Source organism: Fibrella aquatilis (assembly GCF_017353255.1).
In the GTDB taxonomy this organism is placed as follows: Bacteria; Bacteroidota; Bacteroidia; order Cytophagales; family Spirosomataceae; genus Fibrella; species Fibrella aquatilis.
In genome coordinates this window covers 157,217-174,858 of the sequence record NZ_JAFMYU010000004.1, presented here as the reverse complement: position 1 = coordinate 174,858, position 17,642 = coordinate 157,217, and the positions used below count along the sequence as shown (strand labels likewise).

Below are 17,642 nucleotides of genomic sequence, written 5' to 3'. Positions count from 1 at the left end.
TTTCCTTATTCTCCCTGATGTATCCAACTATAGTTTTTTCCATTCCAATATAGGATTCCACCAGAGATGAATGCACCATCTTCATGATCTTCTAACAATATACCTGGATGATTTAATTTTATTTCTTTGCCATCAATCATATCACCAGTTGCTTCATCAAACTGTGCCTCGGATGCTGTTTTATTATTATATAGTCCCCATCTATCTATCCATTTAAAATTATTTCCTCCGCTGCCAAAGTTTGTTCCTGCACCAAAAATATAGATGTTATTAGATTTCTTATGAATTAACAGAATACCTTTCCTGTTTGTTGATTTCTCGGTAATCGTCAGGGCTACGTCTTCTAGTGAGTCTCCGTTAAAATCCGCTCGGATATAAGTAGGTTGCAAAAAACTGCTCAATTGATATTTCTTATCAAGACCTTTTGCCTTAAATACTTTTATATACCACAATGCATCCGTTCTCTGCTCCATGAAGCTAAGTAGAAAGAAGACGATGAAGAGCAATGGTTTCATGCAATGGGGCTTCTTAGGAGCACGGATTGCAGTGGATAAATATTCATAGCTAGTGGCACATCTGCGGGTTAGGCTTTGTTGACTACTTACGGGAGGGCTGAAACAGTGACGATGTGCCTGAGTGGCAATGTACTAGACCGGAACCAATATAGCATCAGCAGACGTATTTTTGTACTATGATAACCATCCGCGAACGGCCCATTACTCATTGGTTGCCCATTACGAAGAAAGAGGTCGAACAGCGGGGCTGGGACGATGTAGACGTGATCCTGATCTCGGGAGATGCCTACGTAGACCACCCCTCGTTTGGTACCGCCGTCATTGGGCGCATCATTGAGAGTGAGGGCTTTCGAGTGGCCATCATCCCCCAGCCCAACTGGCGCGATGACCTCCGCGATTTCAAAAAGCTCGGCAAACCGAAGTATTTCTTTGGGGTCACCGCTGGCTGCATGGACTCGATGGTGAACCACTACACGGCCAACAAACGCCTGCGGTCGAACGACTCCTACACGCCCGGTGGGGAGGCGGGTTTCCGGCCCGACTACGCCACCACGGTCTATACCAAAATCCTCAAAGCCATCTACCCCGACGTGCCCGTGCTCATTGGCGGTATCGAGGCGTCGCTCCGGCGCGTCACGCATTATGACTACTGGGCCGACCGGCTCATGCCCACCATTCTGGAAGATTCCGGGGCCGATTTGCTCGTGTATGGCATGGGCGAACAACCCCTGCGCGAAATTCTGCGGCTGGTGAAAAGTGGCGTACCCCTCAACGAAATCCGCGACGTGAATCAGATCGCGTACATGGACAATACGCCATTGGTGCCGGAGCATGAAACCTGGAGCACGGTGGCCCTGGCGAGTCATGAAGTGTGTTTAGGGGACAAAATCAAGTATGCGTCGAACTTCAAAATCGTTGAAGTAGAGTCGAATAAGTGGCAGGCGAACCGGATTGTGCAGCAAGTGGGCAAGCGGACGCTGGTGATCAACCCGCCGTTCAAGACCATGGACGAAGCTGAAATGGACCGCTCGTTCGATCTGCCCTACACGCGGTTGCCGCACCCCAAATACAAAAATCGCGGACCTATTCCAGCCTACGACATGATCAAGTTTTCGGTCAATATGCACCGGGGCTGTTTCGGCGGCTGTAGCTTCTGCACCATCTCGGCGCACCAGGGCAAGTTCGTAGCGTCGCGGTCGGAAGAGTCGATCATGAAGGAGGTCGACGAGATTGCGAAACACCCCGAATTCAAGGGCTACATTTCTGACCTCGGCGGCCCCTCGGCGAATATGTACCGGATGAAGGGTAAGGACGAGTCCATCTGCGCCCGTTGCCAGGCTCCCAGCTGCATCAACCCCGTCATCTGCTCAAACCTGGATACGTCGCACAAGCCGCTGACGAGCATTTACCAGAAAGTAGACGCCCACCCCGACATCAAAAAAGCCTTCGTCGGCTCCGGCGTTCGCTACGATTTGCTGGTCGATGATTTCAACAAAAACAACGCCGACGGCAACCACGACGAGTACATGGAGCAACTGGTGACGCGCCACGTGTCGGGCCGGTTGAAAGTGGCCCCCGAACACACGTCAGATGCCACGCTGAAGGTGATGCGGAAGCCGTCGTTCAAGTATTTCAAGAAGTTCAAAGAGAAATACGATCAGATTCAGGACAAGCACAACCTCAATCAGCCCCTGATTCCGTACTTCATCAGTTCACACCCCGGCTGCGAAGAGCAGGACATGGCCAACCTCGCCGCCGAGACTAAAGACCTGGGTTTCCGGCTGGAGCAGGTGCAGGATTTCACGCCCACGCCCATGACCGTGGCCGAGGTGATCTACTATACGGGTGTGCATCCCTACACGCTGCAACCGGTATACACGGCCAAGACGAAAGAGGAAAAACAGAACCAGAACAATTACTTTTTCTGGTACAAACCGGAGTTCAAACGCTGGATAAAAAACCGCCTTACCCGTCTCAACCGCAACGACTTAGCCAAACGCCTGGTGGGTGATTACCAGCCGAATTACGCACAGGAAAATTTGGCGGCGAAAGTCAGAAAAAGTGGGGGTAAGTATCGGAAATAGGTGAGTTTATTCGAGCCATGCAGGTGGCTATACTCCGACAGGCCTTACCTACCTGGCCAATGCACCTACTAACCCAACCGGCACCGGCTGACCGGCAAAATCGCGTAGTCCTTTGGCTGCGTTGGGTGCTTTTGTTTTGCCCATCAACACAGAAGCTGCTTGCTGAATGGGCCGATAGCCTTTTAGCTGCGCAAAGGCTGTTGGCTGAGGCGATTCAGACGTAAAAACGCCCGATATCGGTGGCCGTTGAGTTGGGTAGTGATACCACTTGTTCCCCTCGAAAACAATGTCTTTGTTTTGGGGCTGTACATCTTTGTCAAGGCAGTTGTTGGTGATAATCAGGTTGTTGGCAAATGTAAACCCAACGTTTACCCCACTTGTCACTCGGATTGCGGCGGCTTTTGTGCGCGGTTGCTGACTGGTAGCAATAGTGTTGTTGTAGACCTGAATACCTCGAATGGGCGTACCGCTTGAGCCAATGTAGATATCGGCGTAATCATTGCGCCGCCCGTTGTTTTCCAGAATGTTGAATCGCAGGACGTTGTTTTCCAGGGTGTGGGGTGCCTGCTCATAATTCCATAGCAGAATACCGGCTCCGTCGTTGTCGCGGGCGTAGCAGTATTGAATAATGCAGTTGGTAGTGCCGCCGTCAAGATCAAAACCAGCCCCGTCTAAGCCCCTGCCCGTTCGGTTATTGATAGCCACACAATACTGAATAACAGATCGGTTGGCGGCATGAAGCCAAATGCCGCAGGGGCCACCAACGCGTGAGTTGCACAAATAGCCGTTGTTGTAGGCTTCGCAATACTCAATAACGGCATCTTCAACGTCGTCTATTTCCATGCCGCTGCCACTGTGGTTGGTCATAAACAGCGGGTTGCCAGTGTTCTCGTAGGCAACGCAGTGGTCAATTTTGATGTGTTTGTTGGCATAACCTGCCGCGTTAGTATCCCAAAAGCCGGTTACAAACAAGCCGTGATACTGGTTGTCGAACAGGTCGCACTGGGTAATCAGTACGTTTTCAAAACCACTCTGACTGCTATCGGTTGGTTGCCCGGCCAGGCAGATACCGTCTAGCCCAAACGACGAAGCGCTGATATTTTTCAGCTGAATAAATGGCCGCTTATCGGCCTTGGGGCGGGTGTTGAGCAGGTGCAAACCGCGCCCTCGGTTAGTGGTTCGGTTTACGCCGGTCAACGTCAACTGCTGCACAACGATCCCGCCTGCATCTTGAATACTGATGGTCGACGTGTCGGCATTTTGGAGCACAGCTCTATCCGCGCCGTAGCTTTCTATCTGCACCGGGTTAGCTGGCGTGCCCTCGTCTTCGTGGCTTAGCTGGAGGTGACCCACAAAGGTGTCGCCGCCCCTGAAGGCAATATGGTCGCCAGGCTCAAAGTCGATCTCGTTGAGTTTGCCAATGCTCCGGAAGGGGGTTTGGGCAGTTCGTCCGTCGTTGGCATCGCTGCCACTGTTAGCCACATAAAAAAACCGCCCGCCAGGTGGCTTAGCAACAAGGCTAACGGAAAACGTAGCCAGCAGAATAAGAAGGCGCATGTTGTATATTTGACTTAACCGAAGCACAACTTACCACTTTATACTGAATGGCGCCCAACCCCGGTAGCGCCTGTGGACAACTGGCCGGGTATCTCTTCGCGTTTGCCATTGATGGTTCATTTATAGAGGGCACTGCATTGCCCGCCGAACCAAACGAAACAGGTATGGTTGTTCGTTTATACTGTGCTGTGCTATTGACCAACTGACACATTCATGCGTAGTCTACGTTTCCTTCCTATAGTGGCTTTACTGGCTGCCTGCGCGCCGTCGAAGCCGCAGTTTCCGATGCCCACGGCCCGCGACCGGGTAGAAACGCCCAGCACGGCGCGGCAAGGTGATGTGCGGCAAGCTGACTCCCGCCCATCGTCGCGGCCAGCAACGCGTTCAGCCTCAGTGCCATCTACGCCCATGGGCAGTGCGCCTATGGCTGCTGAACCAGTGACCAGCGAGTGGGTAGTCACGGCGATCAAGGGGAAATTCCTGGCCATCGATACCACGGGCGTTCGGGTGTTTCTGAACATCACCACCAGCCAGCCCAACAATCAGCCCATGTCGGTAGCCACCTTTCAGGAGCGGTTTATTGTCAACTACGTCATGTACCCCGACTATAACAACCGTGAACGGCTGGGCTATGGCAACATCCCTGTCACGCCCGAATCAGTAGTGCGCGAGGGCGATCATTTGCGGATGACGTTCCAGATCAACCGGCCCAAAGGTGCTACCAACGCCGTGCTGCTGACCGAAATTTCAGAGTCGGCAACGGGTAAAAAGGCCCTCAACGACCTGCCTTTGCGATTTAAGCCCACTAAATTGTCGGACCAATTCGCCATATATGACGCGGCCGGTGGGCAACCCCTGCTGCGCAACTTTGTGCAGGTGCAGGACACGGTGGTGATCCGCGACGTGAACCGTACGCCGCAGACGCTGACCGTTTTCCGCTACAAACACGAGTTCGACCCGGCCCTGCCGCCCATGAGTTCGTCGCAGCGGCCCGCCCCACGTACGCTGAATGTAGACACCACCATGACCGTGCGTACCAACGAACCTATTCGCCTACCCGGCGAAGGCCTGTATTATTTCGTGGCCGACACCAACGACGTGGCCGGGTTGGGGCTGGTGGTGACCGACACGCGTTTCCCCCGCCTGACCCGTCCCGAACGCCTTATTCGGCCCCTTTTGTACATGAGTACCGGTACCGAAATGGCCGAACTGAACAGTTCAAAAGAAGTGAAAAAGGCCCTGGACCGGTATTGGCTGTCGCTGATGTCGGGTAGTGAAGAGGTGGCGAAAAGGGCCATCAGGGCCTATTATGGCCGGGTGGAAGAAGCCAACCAGTTGTTTACCACCTACAAAGAAGGCTGGAAAACCGACAAGGGGATGATCTACATCATTCTGGGTGCCCCCGACCGGGTGCAGCGTAGCCGAGACCGCGAAGTGTGGGTCTACAACCGCCGCAACAACCAGTCGGAAGTGAATTTTACCTTTAATAGAAAGCAAAATCAATTTGTCGATGACCATTACGAGCTGGTACGCTATGAAGAGTACCGCCCCGTTTGGTTCCCGATTGTCGAAGCATGGAGAACCGGCGCAATACGCGACTAAACAAACCCACCACCCGTCCCGACGATTCGTCGCCCGACGAGTCCGCCGACGCCCGCCGTCCCCGCGATTTTACCCGGTCCGCTACCGACCAGCCCGATATTGACCGAAGCCGTTCGGCAGTGGGCCGGTCGCGCCCCGCCCCAGCAGAAGGTCCCGGTGATGAGTTCCGTGGTCGCCCCGCAACGGATGGTGATGAGGCCCGCCCCGAACGTCGCCCGTACAGCAATGACCGCAACAATGACCGGCCCAAACGCCCGCAGTCGGGAGGTGATCGGCGCGAACAACCGCGGTCGGGTGGATATCAGTCAGATCGTTCCGGGCCAAAAAAACCGTACAACAGCCGCCCCAGCCAGGATCGGCAGGGGCACGATAAACCCCGCCGTGAACAGCAGGGGCCACGTTTTGAGGAAAACAGCACTGGGCCGTCGCCGGAAGAGATGGTCTACGGGATACAGTCGGTGATCGAGACATTGAAGTCTGATCAGCAGATTGACAAGCTGTATATGGAGATCGGGATGAGCAACCCCGACATTCAGAACCTGGCGTTTCAGAACCGCGTCACCATTCAGCGGGTGCCGGTAGATAAACTAAACCGCCTCACGCGCAAGAATCATCAGGGTGTGGTGTGTCTGGTGGCGGCCGTCACCTACGTGAAACTCTCGAACGTGATGGCCGACGTACACGAGCGCGGCGAAACCCCGTTCCTGCTCCTGCTCGACCGCATCACCGACGTGCGCAACTTCGGCGCCATTGCCCGCACGGCCGAATGCGCTGGTGTTCAGTGTATTGTGATACCCGGCAAAGGCTCAGCGGCCATCAACTCCGACGCCATGAAGACCTCGTCGGGTGCCCTGAACCACATCTCGGTCTGCCGCGAATTTGACCTGGTCGATACGATTGGGTTCCTGCAAAAGTCGGGCGTGCAGGTGGTGGCCTGTACCGAAAAATCGCACCGTGATCTGTATACGCTCAACAACGACCTCACGGGTCCGTTGGCCATTGTGATGGGGTCGGAAGAAGACGGCATCTCGCCCGAAATTCTCCGCGCCGTAGACGGCCACATCAAAATCCCCCTCCTCGGCACCGTCGGCTCCCTCAACGTCTCCGTCGCCACCGGCGTGATGCTCTATGAAGTGGTGCGGCAGCGATCAGGGAATGTAATTAAGAATTAAGAATTGTAAATTAAGAATGGCGGTTCCGGTTCGGGCTGACGCAGGAGAACTCGCTCTTGTGTCAGCCCGAACCGGAACCGCCATTCTTAATTTACAATTCTTAATTCTTAATTATCCTTATGCTTTCTTCCCCTTCTTGGAGGCGCCTTTTTTAGCGCCTTTGGCGGGGCCTAAGCCAGGGGTACCGTCGAGGGTGTTGATCCAGCCGGCCAGTTTCAGGGCATCTTCTTTGGGTACTTGTTTCATGGGAGCCATCGCAATGTAGCCCGGCCAGTTGCTAGGCTTGGGATTATAAATCAGCTCAACGATTTGGTCGTTTGTATAATTACGCTTGGCCACGTCTTTGTAAGCCGGACCAACTAGTTTGACGTCTACCCGGTGACAGGCAATACAGGTATATTTAGACATCAGGGCTTTCATGTCGTCAGGAATATTGTCCTGCGCCTGTGCCGTAAACGATGCCGTGGCCAAACTGGCAGTGGCGAGAAGGAAGCCTAACGTTTTTTTCATCAGAAATGATTGATTGGCAAATGGGTTAAACAAGCAATTGGTTGTAGTAAAACACTGAACTGTAAAGGTATGGCAGACGGTCCAAACCCCAATAATAGGCCAAACCTGTCCTTCCTTAAACGTTAATATGACTTTTTTTTACCCAAAAGGTTTAGTGAAACCCCAAAATCTGATTCGCTGAACTCAGGACATTGCCTACCCGTTTTCCCGGCATGATTACCTACGATTTCAAGACCTACCATACCCGGTCTATCAACGCCGCCACCCCCGCCGAACGGGCCGCCATCAATCAGGAGCTAAAAGACCTCTACGCCGCCCTGCCCCCCGACGAACAAGCCAGTTTCAACCAGCAGCTACAGACGTTCTTAGCTCAGACCGTAGGCCGTATCAAGTCTGATTTTGAGTCGGTAAGGGGAAAGAGTTAGTTGGTGGTTGGCTTCGCGCTGTGAGTTGCTGTCGCGCGGCCGGAACGCCGGACCGCCCTCAACTGCGCTCGGGGTGACAACGACCTTGACTCAAGCTAGGATACTTACTCTAGTGGCCTGTCACCCCGAGCGCAGTTGAGGGCGGTCCGGCGTTCCGGCCGCGCGACAGCAACTCACAGCGCGAAGCCAACCACCAACTAACTTTCCCCCATTTTCCTCGCTTTGCCGATGCAGTCTGAGAGCGAAACGCCGCCGTACCAGTTGGCGCAGATGAAGAGGTTTTGTGCTTCCAGGTTAACAACTAGTTGCTTCACAGTCAGTAGCTTAGCATCGTATTGAGGAATGGCGCGGGGCCATGAAAACGACTGCTGAAAAATGGGTTTGGTGGCACTGATGCCAAACGATTCTACTAATTCCTTGTGTACTTGGGCGCGGATGTCGGCTTCGGGCAGGCGGGCGTTGTCGGCGCGTTGTTGGCCACCCACGAAGGTCGTAATCAGGACTTCGTCGGTGGGGCAGCGGCCTGCGAAGCTGGAACTGCTCCAGATATGCCCCGCCGAAAACCGACCCTCCACGGCGGGGTTCAGGCCACCGAAACCGTTGAGCGGGTGCGCCACGTCGGCACGTTTGTAGGCCGAATGCACCGCTACCATGGGCGGGTACTCAATTTGTTCAAGCGCAGCAGCGAATGCTGGAAAATGGCCTTCGAGCAAGCGGGCGGCAGCATCGGTGCCTACGGCCAGCACCAGCCGGTCCACTGCCTCGCTGCCCGTGGCGGTATGCACCGTCCAGCTTCGGTCCGTGCGCTCTAGCGAAACAACGGGGCTGTTGAACTGAAGATGCTCCAGCCGGGCAGCCAGCGCGTTGGGCAGCATCTGCATGCCTTCGCGGAAACTGAACGACTGCCGCCGACCCGTTTTGCTTTGGTTTTTGATTAACCCACGCAGCACCGAGCCGTACTCGCGTTCATACTGTAACAGCACCGGAAACGTCTCCGAAACCAATAGCCGTTCGGGGTCACCGGCGTAGATACCCGCCACAAAAGGCCCCAGGGCATAGTCTACGATTTCGTCGGAAAAACGCCGCCGAAAAAACTGGCCGAGCGTCTCGCCCGGCGGTGAGGTGGTCTTGTTGCTTAGCTCACGGAAGACTTTCCATTTGGTTTTCCAAGAAAAAAAAGACCCCAGGAGTAGCGCAGGGGGCGTTCCGGGTAGTTCTTGGTAGGCACCGTTGCGGAAAATAAAGCGCGATTTGCTCACGTCGTTGGCAAACACCAGGTCGGGCGTGAGGCCCAGGCCGTCGAGCCAGTCCAGCAGTGCCTGATCGCCCAGGAGCGAGTTGGGACCTAGTTCGCGGAGGTAGCCGGGGTGGGTGTCAGCAACACCGTCGCGCACCGATTTTATGTAACCGCCTGGCTGACCGGTGGCTTCCCAGAGGTGGTAGTCCTGCCCGGCTTGTTGCAGTTCATAGGCCAGCGTGAGACCCGAAATACCCGCGCCGATGATGCCGGTCGTCATCAGATCATGGGGCGTTTAGGCGGATTTTTCCGCAACTCTTCCTCTTTCTTCTGCTGTCCGGTTTTCAGTTTCTCAATCACCTGTTCGTAGATACCGGCCAGTTCGGAGGGGTGCGATGAGTAGTAGACGTAGCTCTTGGCATAGGCCGACGTGTCAACCTGGGCTTTGGCGAAGATCTTGCCTTGCAGGCGTTTAAAGACAATAGATGCTGAATCGCTGTTGCCAATATTTAGCTTGGCCACGCGGGCTTCGGCCAGGTGTATGTCGGTCAGCAGGTCGGCCATCTTGTTAGGCGGAATCAGGTTGGCGGGGGCATCACCCAGCTCGTTTTTACCCGAACCACACTGCGCAAACAGCAGGCCCACGCACAGAAAAAGGGCAAGTTGACGGATCATGATTTACTTTTACTCAATAACCCCTGCTGCCGGGCAAAACGTTTGCGGCGGGGACGTAAAAATCGTTAACGTTGCCCGACTATGGATGATTTTCTGGCTAAGGTCCGCGAGTTCGAGATTCGCATTCGTAAAGCCGTCAACTCGCAGCTGAAGGGCAATTTCCGGTCGGTGTTCAAAGGCTCCGGCCTCGAATTTGCTGACCTGCGGCCCTACCAGTACGGGGACGACGTGCGGGCTATCGACTGGAACGTGTCGTCGAAAGGTCATGGGGCATTTGTAAAGGTGTTTCGGGAGGAAAAAGACCAGACCGTTTTCTTCGTGGTCGACGTGAGCGCGTCGCAACAGGTAGGCACCTACCAACGGTCAAAACTCGACACTACTAAGGAGGTCTGCGGGGCGTTGGCCTTGTCGGCCTTGCACGAGGCCAGCCACGTGGGACTCTACTGCTTTTCGGACCAGAAAGAGCAGTACCTCAAGCCCGCCAACACCCTGAAGCAAGGGTATCAGCTCGTGACAGCGCTGGGCAAACTGCAACCCGAATCGCTACGCACTAACGTGGCCGAGGCGTTGCTGTTCACACTTAACGTGCTGAAACGCAGAAGCTTAGTATTTGTATTGTCTGATTTTATTGACGAGGGCTATGAGCATAACCTGAAAGCCCTGGCTCGCAAGCACGACCTGGTGGTGATCCATTTCTACGAACCCCGCGAGGTAAACCTGCCGAGGCTGGGCATCATTCCGGTGTATGACAACGAAACGCGCCGCACGGTCTGGCTCAACACCTCGTCGGCGCAGTTTCGGAAGGCCTTGCACGAGCAGTTTGCCCAAAGCCGCACCCGCCTCGAACGCCTCTGCCGCCAATACGACGCCGACTACGTACCTCTCAACGCCCAGGCCGACTTTGTCCCCACCCTCGCCGAACTGTTCAGAGCCAGGAAGCATAGGGGGAGAAAGTAGGGAATGTACAATGAATAATGTACAATGTACAATGAATGTCGCGGTTGAATGGCTGATGAGTAGTGAACAGAGTCTGTTTTGTACTGCTATTAATCGAGTAGTTGTGGTTCGCCGTTGGGTGGGATTACGCTTTCTTTGGATCATTGTACATTGTACATTATACATCATTGTACATTCTTCCTCTCAGGCCCAGCCCGTTGGTCGTTTCCTAACTGACACTATTGAACTAGGCAGGCCGTTTCAGTATGCGCTGACGGTGCGACACCCGGTTACGCAGGACGTGTTTTTTCCCGATACGGCTCGGCAGTTTGCGCCATTTCTGGTGCAGAAAGTGGCCGTTTTCCCCACCCGCACCCAGGCCGACATCAGCACCGACAGTGCCGTGTATACGCTGGTGTCATTTGAAGTAAGCCGGGCGCGGGTGTTGCAAGTGCCGGTGTATCTGGCCAACAAGCAGGACTGCACCGCCGTACTCTCGCTGGCCGATACTGTATTTTTGCGGTCGAGTTTACCCATTACCAACCGGCCCGATACGCTTCAGCTGGCTACCCGAACCGAACCCGTTCCGTTGCCGCAGCAGTTCAACTACTCGTATCTGGCGCTGGTAAGCACGGGTATCGGGGTGCTGCTAGGGGCTATTTATATCTTGTTTGGGAAAGTGCTGCAACGCCGCTGGCGACGATTTCAACTGGCCCGGCGACATGCTCAGTTTCTAGCTACCTATAATCGCCTGACCCGCAACCTTGGGCCAGAATCGGCCCAGGAAACATCAAATGAAGCGATTGTGATTTGGAAACAATATTTGGAAAACGTTGAAAGTCAGCCTTACACGTCATTGACAAGCCGCGAAATAGCCGATCGTATTCAGGACGACCGCCTAGCCGATGCCCTCCGCGAAACCGACCGCATTGTTTACGGCGGCTCCTTCACCGACCAATCGCCCCTGGCCCTGCGCACCCTGCGCGACGTGGCCGTGAGCGCTTATGAACGAAAATTAACAATTGAGTGAAGGTTTAGAGATGAGTGGTAAACGATGATTGATGAGTTTGCTTCCGCCAGCGTAACTGCTCTGGCGGAAGCAAACTCATCAATCACCGTTCACCACTCACCACTAGAAATTCACTCATCACTAGAATATCATTCGCCTATGCCCTGGTACGCACTGTATTGGTTTTTGCCGTCGACGTGGCGGACGTTTCAGTTTGAGCACCGGTGGGCCTTGTGGCTGATTCCGGCGGTAGCGGGGCTGTTTGTGCTACGTCAGGTGCTGGGCAGGCGCGGGCAGCAGCGGCTACGGATGTCACTGACGGGGGCTGTGGGCACGCCCAGCCGATGGGGTAAGCTGCTGAGTTACCTGCGGTTTGCCATGCCGCTGAGCCTGTGGGTGTCTATTGGGTTGTTGCTTGTGGCGCTGGCCCGTCCCCAACTGGTGCGGCAACTTCGGCAGGAAGAGTCGGCGGGTATCGACATTATGCTGGCCATCGACGTGTCGTCGTCTATGACCGAGACCGATCTGAAGCCCAACCGGCTGGCGGCGGCGCGGCAGGTGGCGCAGGGGTTTCTGGCCCGACGCCGCAACGACCGAATTGGGCTGGTGGTCTTTGCCGGAGAAGCCTACTCGCTCTGCCCCCTCACCACCGACTATGCCCTGCTCCGCCAGTACCTCCGCGACCTTAGCCCGGCGCTGATACGCACCACCGGCACGGCCATCGGCGACGCGCTGGCGCGGGGTATCAACCGCCTGCGTGATTCGCCCGCCAAGAGCCGGGTGCTGGTGCTGCTCAGCGACGGCGACAACACGGCCGGTAACCTCGACCCGATCACCGTGGCGCGGCTGGCCACGGGTTTCAACGTGAGGCTCTACACCATTGCCGTGGGTAAGCGCCCCGCCCGAACGCGCGATACGCTGAGCACGGCAGGGCAATTCGACGAAGGGATTTTACAGTCTATTGCCAAAGTGGGCCGGGGTTCCTTCTTCCGCGCCACCGACGCCGACCAACTCCGGCAGGTGTTCGCCCAGATAGACCGCCTCGAACGCGTGCCTGTACAGGTGCGTACCTACGAGGACATTCAGGACCAATACCGCCCGTATCTATATTGGGGCGTGGTGTTTTTACTCGTCTCGCTGCTATTGAAGAATACGGTGTTGGGTAATAGCTTGGAAGACTGAAGGATGCTAAAATCACATTATACGCCTGGTTTGATAGAAGCGGGCCTCGACGAGGTGGGGCGGGGGTGTTTAGCAGGGCCGGTGGTAGCGGCGGCAGTGATCCTGCCGCCCAACTATACCCACCCAACCCTCACCGACTCCAAGCAACTTACCCGCAACCAACGCGACCGTATCCAGGCCGACATTCGCCGTGATGCGCTGGCATGGGCTATTGCCGAAGTGTCGCCCGCCGACATTGACCGGATCAACATTGCCCAGGCCAGCTACCTCGCCATGCACCGCGCCACCGACGCGCTGACCCTCCGGCCCGAACACCTGCTGGTCGACGGTAACCGGTTTGTGCCCTACCCCATGGTGCCGCACACCTGTGTCATCAAAGGCGATTCCCTTTACCTGAGCATCGCCGCCGCATCGGTCCTGGCCAAAACTTACCGCGACGAGCTGATGGAGCAACTAGGACTGCAATTTCCCGCCTACAACTGGGCGAAAAACGCAGGCTACCCCACCGCCCACCACCGCGCCGCCCTCCGCGAACACGGCATCACCGAACACCACCGGCTGAGTTTCAGACTATTGTGAAAGAGTGAATGGTGAAAGAGTGCCGGACCACACTCTTTCACCATTCACTCTTTCACAATATCCCGATACAGGGCGCAGTGGGTTTGCATGTCGTTGGCGAAGCGGGTGTTGAGGTAGCGCTGGCGATAGGCGGCTTTCTGCATGCCGTACTCCGTCTGAGCTATATTGGCCATTTTTTCCATAAACGCCGGGTCATCATCGGCTATGTAAGTGCCGGTTTTTTCACGCTCGGCTTCGCGGCGAACGCGCAGGGCATCGTCCTGGCAGCGGGCGGCCATGTAGGTGGCTTTGGCGGCCAGCTCGTCGGTTTTGGCCAGTTTGGCGGCTTGCTCAAAGTGGCTCTGGGCCAGGCTATTGGTATAGTATGGGTCGGCCAGCGTGCGGGCTATGTCGGCGGGGGAGGCGCTGTAGAAATGGGCTTCGCCGCCGCTCCAGCGGCGGTGGTTCATGAGCCAGGCATTACCCCAGTAGCTGAGATTGTAGGCCCCGCAACCCAGTTCGTAGTGCAGTTTCGCTATGTCATCGCCGGTTTTGTTAGCGGCTTCGGCCTGTTTGGCTTTAGCTTGCAGGTCGGCCATGCGCTGCGCAAACTGAAGCGGCGCATAGGGCGTTTGGGGCTTGCCTTCGCCGGGCATATTCACCGTAAAAGGGTTTACGGTCATGAACTGCGTAAACGCTTCGCCCTGCCAAACGGCGGGCTTCACCTTGTTGAACGCCGTCACAGCTGCCTCGTAATTACCCTCGGCCATATGCCGCCGTCCCAACAACTGATTGGCATAGTCGGCGTCGATGCCGGCCAGTTTTGTTAGGCGCTCGTCATACTCGCCGGTGGGACTTGTCACGTACTCGGCCACGGCCTGGGCGGTTTGGGCGCTGGTGGTATCTTCCAGGATGGGCACTTCCCCGCCGTAGCTGTAAAAAAAGTTGTCGTTGCCCCCCGCCGAGATCACCCGCAGCACGTATGCCTTGGCCAGATTCGGCCCGGAGATCACCGTTTCGGCCTTTTTCGAGCTACACCCCGACAGCCACCCGCCCGACGATTTGCCCGTTTCGCCATGACTCAAATACCGGTTGGCCATCTGCTGACTAGCCGCTGTGAGGGCGTTGGTGAACCGAAAATTGGCCTCGAAAGGGTTGTATTCCTCCTTGTTTTTGGGGGCAACGGCCTGCTTGAATTGCGTTAGGTAACTCACAAACTGGGTCTCGGTGGTGGCATCGGGTACGCCCGGTTGCGCCGACAGCAGCAGCATGTTTTGCAGGGCCATTTGCTGCGACAGCGCCCTGTTCGTGTTAGGCTGTTTGGCAGCTTCGTCGAGGGTGGTTTTGGCATTGGTGTAGTCACCAGCAAGGTATTGGAGGTAAGCGGTGGCGGTGAGGTAAAACGCCGGGTTGCCCAGGGCCGCGTTTTTGGCCGCCTCCTGCGCAAACGCCAGCAGCTTCTGCGAATAGTCGGGCAGAGACTGGCGACGATTAACGAAGGCCACTGAATCGGCCCGGTTTTGGTCGGTATCTACGTAGCCGGGGTACGTTTTCTGATCGAAATAATATTCGTTTCGATTGATCTCGCGGGCAAAAACCAGCTCGTTGAGGGAGTTTTTAGGGTCGAGGGCGACCATTTTTTCCAGTAAGGGCAGGGCGTCCTGTTTGGGCTGAATGGCACAGATGGCGTAGACTGCTACCCGTTCGGCATCGGTTTTGGCCAGGGCCAGTGCCTGCTCCGTGAAGCGCAGGCCATAGATGCGGAGACTTCGTTCGGCGGCGTGGCGACGACTGGGGCAGTTGGCGAACACCTGCGCAAACTCAAACACGGCCTGGTCTTTTTCGCCCAGCGACAGCAGCGCCCCCGCCTGCCGACACCGTGCCCATTCGCTGATGAACGTTCTGGTTTTCAGAGGGGCAATCAACTGCGCGTAGTAGTCGCGGCTTTGGGCAAAATCATGGGCCTCGTCGGCGAGTTTTACTGCCTGGAATGCATACCGTTCTTTCAAAAAGGCATCGGTGGTGGATGCCGCCAGGTCGCGGGCCTGTTTGGCCAGTTGAGCCAGTTGAACCGTATCGCCCGGTGTGCGATTCCAGGCATCGCCCGTTGGTTCAGAATGCTGCGCATCGAGGGTAAACCGCAGGTAATCGGCTGCCGCTGGCTTGCTGTTTGCCAGCTTGCTATGCAGTTGTTCGCCTGCTACTGAATCAGTTAATGCCTTGTTTATCTGGCTGTTCGTGTAACCGCTACCCAGATACGCCGCCCATGCTGCTGCATTTGCTTCGTTCGATAGTGAGTCGTCCATTTGCCCATCGTCATAGCCAGCGTAGTCTGAATTGTAGAGCAGGGGGGTGAAAAAATAACCCCGGTCGTCGGGTTTGGTGGTGGCGGCTTCGGGCTGGAAGAAGCTTTTGAAGTACGACTCATCACCACCCGCACAGGCGAAACCGATGAGAATGGCGCCCAGCAACAGGGGTCTACGGAGTTTGGTGAGGCGTTGACGAAAGGAGGGCTTTAAGGGCAGCAGAGGGGTATGCATGAAGAACAGGGGCGTCAAGATGATAGAGGATAAATGTACGCGGTTGGGTGGCCAGCTGCGCCAAAATTTCTTCTTTGGCCCTCTGTAAATCAATCATCGAACAGGCTTCGGCCCGCAGCAGATCACCGCGCCGCAACGACAGCCCCAAAGCCATGGTATCGCGGGCCACCACAAAGCGCATAGAGTCGGGCTGGGGCGTGAGCGCGGGCAGGGTCAGCAGCGTTTGCCGGTCTACGTTGTTGAGCAGGGTCATCACCCGGTTGTTGCGGAACACCACCGTCCACCGAAACAGGGGCAGGGCCAGATCGAGCGGCAGGGGATAGCCGGGCAGGTAGGGCGTGTAGCGGCGTAGTTCGGTCAGGTCGAGGATAGAGTTGCGGGTTTCAGGGCGTTTCCAGTCGGTGAGGTTGTAGGTCATGAGCAGCCCCCGCGCCACGGGCGGCACCCCCGTCTGCGCCACAAACTTCACCTGATGCAGCCGAATCGTGGCCGAAAGGGGCATTTTTGCCTCCTGCTGAATGGCCCGCAACAGGGCGAAATAACGGCTTCGGGTGCTGCGTGTCCAGTCGCAGTCGAGTTGAATTTCGTGGTGTCGGATGCCCTGGTCTTTAGCTAGTTGCGCCACTTTTTGCACCAGCTTTTGCGCCAGACTCGGCACCTCCGCTGGCGACAGGTTCAACAGTGTTCGGTTCGTGATAAACACCACCGGCACCACCGTAGCCACAGCCGGTTTCTCCCGAAAGACCACCGCCGCTTTGGGCACAGGCTGGCGGGTGGTCTCATCCCAGTCAACATCGAAAAACCGCACATACAGCGTCTGCACGCCTGTTTCGCGCAATACCGCGCTGTCAGCAGGGGTAGGGGCAAAGGTGCTTTTCCAGTGATAAAACGCAGGCTCAGGCGGGGGCGAGTGCCGGGTTTCGGGTTGTTGGCAGGAAAGGAAGAGAATGAGGAATGTACAATGAACAATGTTCATTGTACATTCTCTTTCCCTTCCTCCAGCGCCTCAATCTTTTTTTGGTCGCCTTCGGGGAGTTGCAGTGCCCAGCCCATCGACCCGGCGAGTTGGTACATCATGTACTGAATCTGGTTGTTGGCAATGCGGGGCAAGTCGCTGTCCATGGCGCGGGCTTGCATGGCCTGTTTGGCATCTTCTAAAATGCCCGTGTACGTCTCACTATCGAAATAATTCAGGATGCCCGACTGGATATCGTAAAACTTATAATCGGTATCGACCGACAGGATTTCGGGGGCGGGGAAGGCCTCGACCACCAGCGTTTTGTCCCCGGATTCGGGCAGGCGGAAGCGCACTTTCTGGAAATCGAACCCCACCAGCACCTTCGATTTGGCAATAATCATGGCCTTTTTGGGGTCGTTGAATACGTAAAGAATTTTCTTCTGGTCCTGGTAGTTGTAGATCTCCGAAAAGTACCCCTCGGCCATAACCACCTTAAACACCTTCTCTATCCGTTCCAGTAACAACGTCGACTCGTGGCGCACGTCGGTTACGGGAGCCTGGGTTTTACGGCGCAGGAATGTGGTAAGGCCAACGCCCCCCGCCACACCGACGGTCAGGAGTAAGAGGGTATTGAGAAAATCCATGCGTGCTACGGGGGTTAGGTTCAACGGGGGAAGATACG

Annotated in this window: 17 protein-coding genes; 9 read left to right on the top strand and 8 right to left on the bottom strand. The window is 55.9% G+C overall.

Translation table 11 applies throughout. The features are described 5' to 3' along the window. Positions 1-5: 5 nt before the first annotated feature. On the bottom strand, positions 6-515 hold the full coding sequence (locus J2I48_RS06935) for a hypothetical protein (RefSeq protein WP_207334682.1): 510 nt from the start codon (positions 513-515) through the stop codon (positions 6-8). Between the two features lie 176 nt (positions 516-691). Here J2I48_RS06935 and J2I48_RS06930 point away from each other — a divergent pair, with 176 nt between their 5' ends. Further along, the gene (locus tag J2I48_RS06930) at positions 692-2,599 is read left to right on the top strand and encodes a YgiQ family radical SAM protein (RefSeq protein WP_229375873.1); all 1,908 of its coding nucleotides are present in this window, start codon (positions 692-694) and stop codon (positions 2,597-2,599) included. Positions 2,600-2,647: 48 nt separating this feature from the next. Here J2I48_RS06930 and J2I48_RS06925 read toward each other — a convergent pair whose 3' ends face one another. After that, positions 2,648-4,156, bottom strand: coding sequence for a right-handed parallel beta-helix repeat-containing protein (locus tag J2I48_RS06925; protein ID WP_207334681.1), 1,509 nt, complete (start codon positions 4,154-4,156; stop codon positions 2,648-2,650). Positions 4,157-4,203: 47 nt separating this feature from the next. Here J2I48_RS06925 and J2I48_RS06920 point away from each other — a divergent pair, with 47 nt between their 5' ends. From J2I48_RS06920 to rlmB, 3 genes are read left to right on the top strand one after another with little or no spacing between them, the layout of a single operon-like run. Next, positions 4,204-4,362, top strand: a complete 159-nt coding sequence (locus J2I48_RS06920) for a hypothetical protein (RefSeq protein ID WP_207334680.1) — start codon at positions 4,204-4,206, stop codon at positions 4,360-4,362. A gap of 7 nt (positions 4,363-4,369) precedes the next feature. After that, positions 4,370-5,758, top strand: a complete 1,389-nt coding sequence (locus J2I48_RS06915) for a GWxTD domain-containing protein (RefSeq protein WP_207334679.1) — start codon at positions 4,370-4,372, stop codon at positions 5,756-5,758. Then, positions 5,731-6,930, top strand: a complete 1,200-nt coding sequence (gene rlmB, locus J2I48_RS28205) for a 23S rRNA (guanosine(2251)-2'-O)-methyltransferase RlmB (protein WP_229375870.1) — start codon at positions 5,731-5,733, stop codon at positions 6,928-6,930. Before J2I48_RS06915 ends, rlmB begins: the two co-directional genes overlap by 28 nt. Positions 6,931-7,047: 117 nt before the next feature. Here the strand turns inward: rlmB and J2I48_RS06905 are convergent, their stop codons facing one another. After that, on the bottom strand, positions 7,048-7,440 hold the full coding sequence (locus J2I48_RS06905) for a c-type cytochrome (protein ID WP_207334678.1): 393 nt from the start codon (positions 7,438-7,440) through the stop codon (positions 7,048-7,050). A 212-nt stretch (positions 7,441-7,652) separates the two neighbouring features. Here J2I48_RS06905 and J2I48_RS06900 point away from each other — a divergent pair, with 212 nt between their 5' ends. Continuing rightward, positions 7,653-7,865 (top strand): hypothetical protein, encoded by a 213-nt coding sequence (locus tag J2I48_RS06900; RefSeq protein ID WP_207334677.1) that lies wholly within the window; start codon positions 7,653-7,655, stop codon positions 7,863-7,865. 197 nt (positions 7,866-8,062) lie between these two features. Here J2I48_RS06900 and hemG read toward each other — a convergent pair whose 3' ends face one another. Together hemG and J2I48_RS06890 are read right to left on the bottom strand one after the other, a co-directional pair. Continuing rightward, complete coding sequence (hemG, locus tag J2I48_RS06895) at positions 8,063-9,382, bottom strand: protoporphyrinogen oxidase (protein ID WP_207334676.1); 1,320 nt, start codon at positions 9,380-9,382, stop codon at positions 8,063-8,065. Next, positions 9,382-9,777, bottom strand: coding sequence for a DUF4296 domain-containing protein (locus J2I48_RS06890; RefSeq protein WP_207334675.1), 396 nt, complete (start codon positions 9,775-9,777; stop codon positions 9,382-9,384). Before J2I48_RS06890 ends, hemG begins: the two co-directional genes overlap by 1 nt. A gap of 81 nt (positions 9,778-9,858) precedes the next feature. Between J2I48_RS06890 and J2I48_RS06885 the strand changes: the two genes are divergently transcribed. The 4 genes from J2I48_RS06885 to rnhB all read left to right on the top strand — a co-directional run bounded on the left by J2I48_RS06885 (position 9,859) and on the right by rnhB (position 13,483). Continuing rightward, positions 9,859-10,734 carry a DUF58 domain-containing protein gene (locus J2I48_RS06885; protein WP_207334674.1) on the top strand — a complete coding sequence of 292 codons (876 nt, stop codon included), beginning with the start codon at positions 9,859-9,861 and terminating at the stop codon, positions 10,732-10,734. Between the two features lie 256 nt (positions 10,735-10,990). Next, positions 10,991-11,743 carry a hypothetical protein gene (locus tag J2I48_RS06880; RefSeq protein WP_207334673.1) on the top strand — a complete coding sequence of 251 codons (753 nt, stop codon included), beginning with the start codon at positions 10,991-10,993 and terminating at the stop codon, positions 11,741-11,743. 138 nt (positions 11,744-11,881) lie between these two features. Next, entirely contained in the window at positions 11,882-12,904 is a 1,023-nt protein-coding gene (locus J2I48_RS06875) for a vWA domain-containing protein (RefSeq protein WP_207334672.1), read from the top strand. A gap of 3 nt (positions 12,905-12,907) precedes the next feature. Beyond that, entirely contained in the window at positions 12,908-13,483 is a 576-nt protein-coding gene (gene rnhB, locus J2I48_RS06870) for a ribonuclease HII (protein WP_207334671.1), read from the top strand. A 44-nt stretch (positions 13,484-13,527) separates the two neighbouring features. On the opposite strand, the gene J2I48_RS06865 is transcribed toward rnhB, so the two are convergent. The 3 genes from J2I48_RS06865 to J2I48_RS06855 are packed head-to-tail and all read right to left on the bottom strand — an operon-like array spanning position 13,528 to position 17,604. After that, complete coding sequence (locus J2I48_RS06865) at positions 13,528-16,002, bottom strand: hypothetical protein (protein WP_207334670.1); 2,475 nt, start codon at positions 16,000-16,002, stop codon at positions 13,528-13,530. Next, a complete protein-coding gene (locus J2I48_RS06860; protein ID WP_207334669.1) occupies positions 15,941-16,978 on the bottom strand; it encodes a hypothetical protein in 1,038 nt (345 codons plus the stop codon). Before J2I48_RS06860 ends, J2I48_RS06865 begins: the two co-directional genes overlap by 62 nt. Next, a complete protein-coding gene (locus tag J2I48_RS06855) occupies positions 16,975-17,604 on the bottom strand; it encodes a DUF4230 domain-containing protein (RefSeq protein ID WP_207334668.1) in 630 nt (209 codons plus the stop codon). Before J2I48_RS06855 ends, J2I48_RS06860 begins: the two co-directional genes overlap by 4 nt. Between the last annotated feature and the right edge of the window lie 38 nt (positions 17,605-17,642).

Excerpts from the sequence above, each read along its gene's own strand:
- J2I48_RS06935 (WP_207334682.1), bottom strand. The coding sequence starts at position 515 with ATGAAACCATTGCTCTTCATCGTCTTCTTTCTACTTAGCTTCATGGAG.
- J2I48_RS06930 (WP_229375873.1), top strand. The coding sequence starts at position 692 with ATGATAACCATCCGCGAACGGCCCATTACTCATTGGTTGCCCATTACG.
- J2I48_RS06925 (WP_207334681.1), bottom strand. The coding sequence starts at position 4,156 with ATGCGCCTTCTTATTCTGCTGGCTACGTTTTCCGTTAGCCTTGTTGCT.
- J2I48_RS06920 (WP_207334680.1), top strand. The coding sequence starts at position 4,204 with ATGGCGCCCAACCCCGGTAGCGCCTGTGGACAACTGGCCGGGTATCTC.
- J2I48_RS06915 (WP_207334679.1), top strand. The coding sequence starts at position 4,370 with ATGCGTAGTCTACGTTTCCTTCCTATAGTGGCTTTACTGGCTGCCTGC.
- rlmB (WP_229375870.1), top strand. The coding sequence starts at position 5,731 with ATGGAGAACCGGCGCAATACGCGACTAAACAAACCCACCACCCGTCCC.
- J2I48_RS06905 (WP_207334678.1), bottom strand. The coding sequence starts at position 7,440 with ATGAAAAAAACGTTAGGCTTCCTTCTCGCCACTGCCAGTTTGGCCACG.
- J2I48_RS06900 (WP_207334677.1), top strand. The coding sequence starts at position 7,653 with ATGATTACCTACGATTTCAAGACCTACCATACCCGGTCTATCAACGCC.
- hemG (WP_207334676.1), bottom strand. The coding sequence starts at position 9,382 with ATGACGACCGGCATCATCGGCGCGGGTATTTCGGGTCTCACGCTGGCC.
- J2I48_RS06890 (WP_207334675.1), bottom strand. The coding sequence starts at position 9,777 with ATGATCCGTCAACTTGCCCTTTTTCTGTGCGTGGGCCTGCTGTTTGCG.
- J2I48_RS06885 (WP_207334674.1), top strand. The coding sequence starts at position 9,859 with ATGGATGATTTTCTGGCTAAGGTCCGCGAGTTCGAGATTCGCATTCGT.
- J2I48_RS06875 (WP_207334672.1), top strand. The coding sequence starts at position 11,882 with ATGCCCTGGTACGCACTGTATTGGTTTTTGCCGTCGACGTGGCGGACG.
- rnhB (WP_207334671.1), top strand. The coding sequence starts at position 12,908 with ATGCTAAAATCACATTATACGCCTGGTTTGATAGAAGCGGGCCTCGAC.
- J2I48_RS06865 (WP_207334670.1), bottom strand. The coding sequence starts at position 16,002 with ATGCATACCCCTCTGCTGCCCTTAAAGCCCTCCTTTCGTCAACGCCTC.
- J2I48_RS06860 (WP_207334669.1), bottom strand. The coding sequence starts at position 16,978 with ATGAACATTGTTCATTGTACATTCCTCATTCTCTTCCTTTCCTGCCAA.
- J2I48_RS06855 (WP_207334668.1), bottom strand. The coding sequence starts at position 17,604 with ATGGATTTTCTCAATACCCTCTTACTCCTGACCGTCGGTGTGGCGGGG.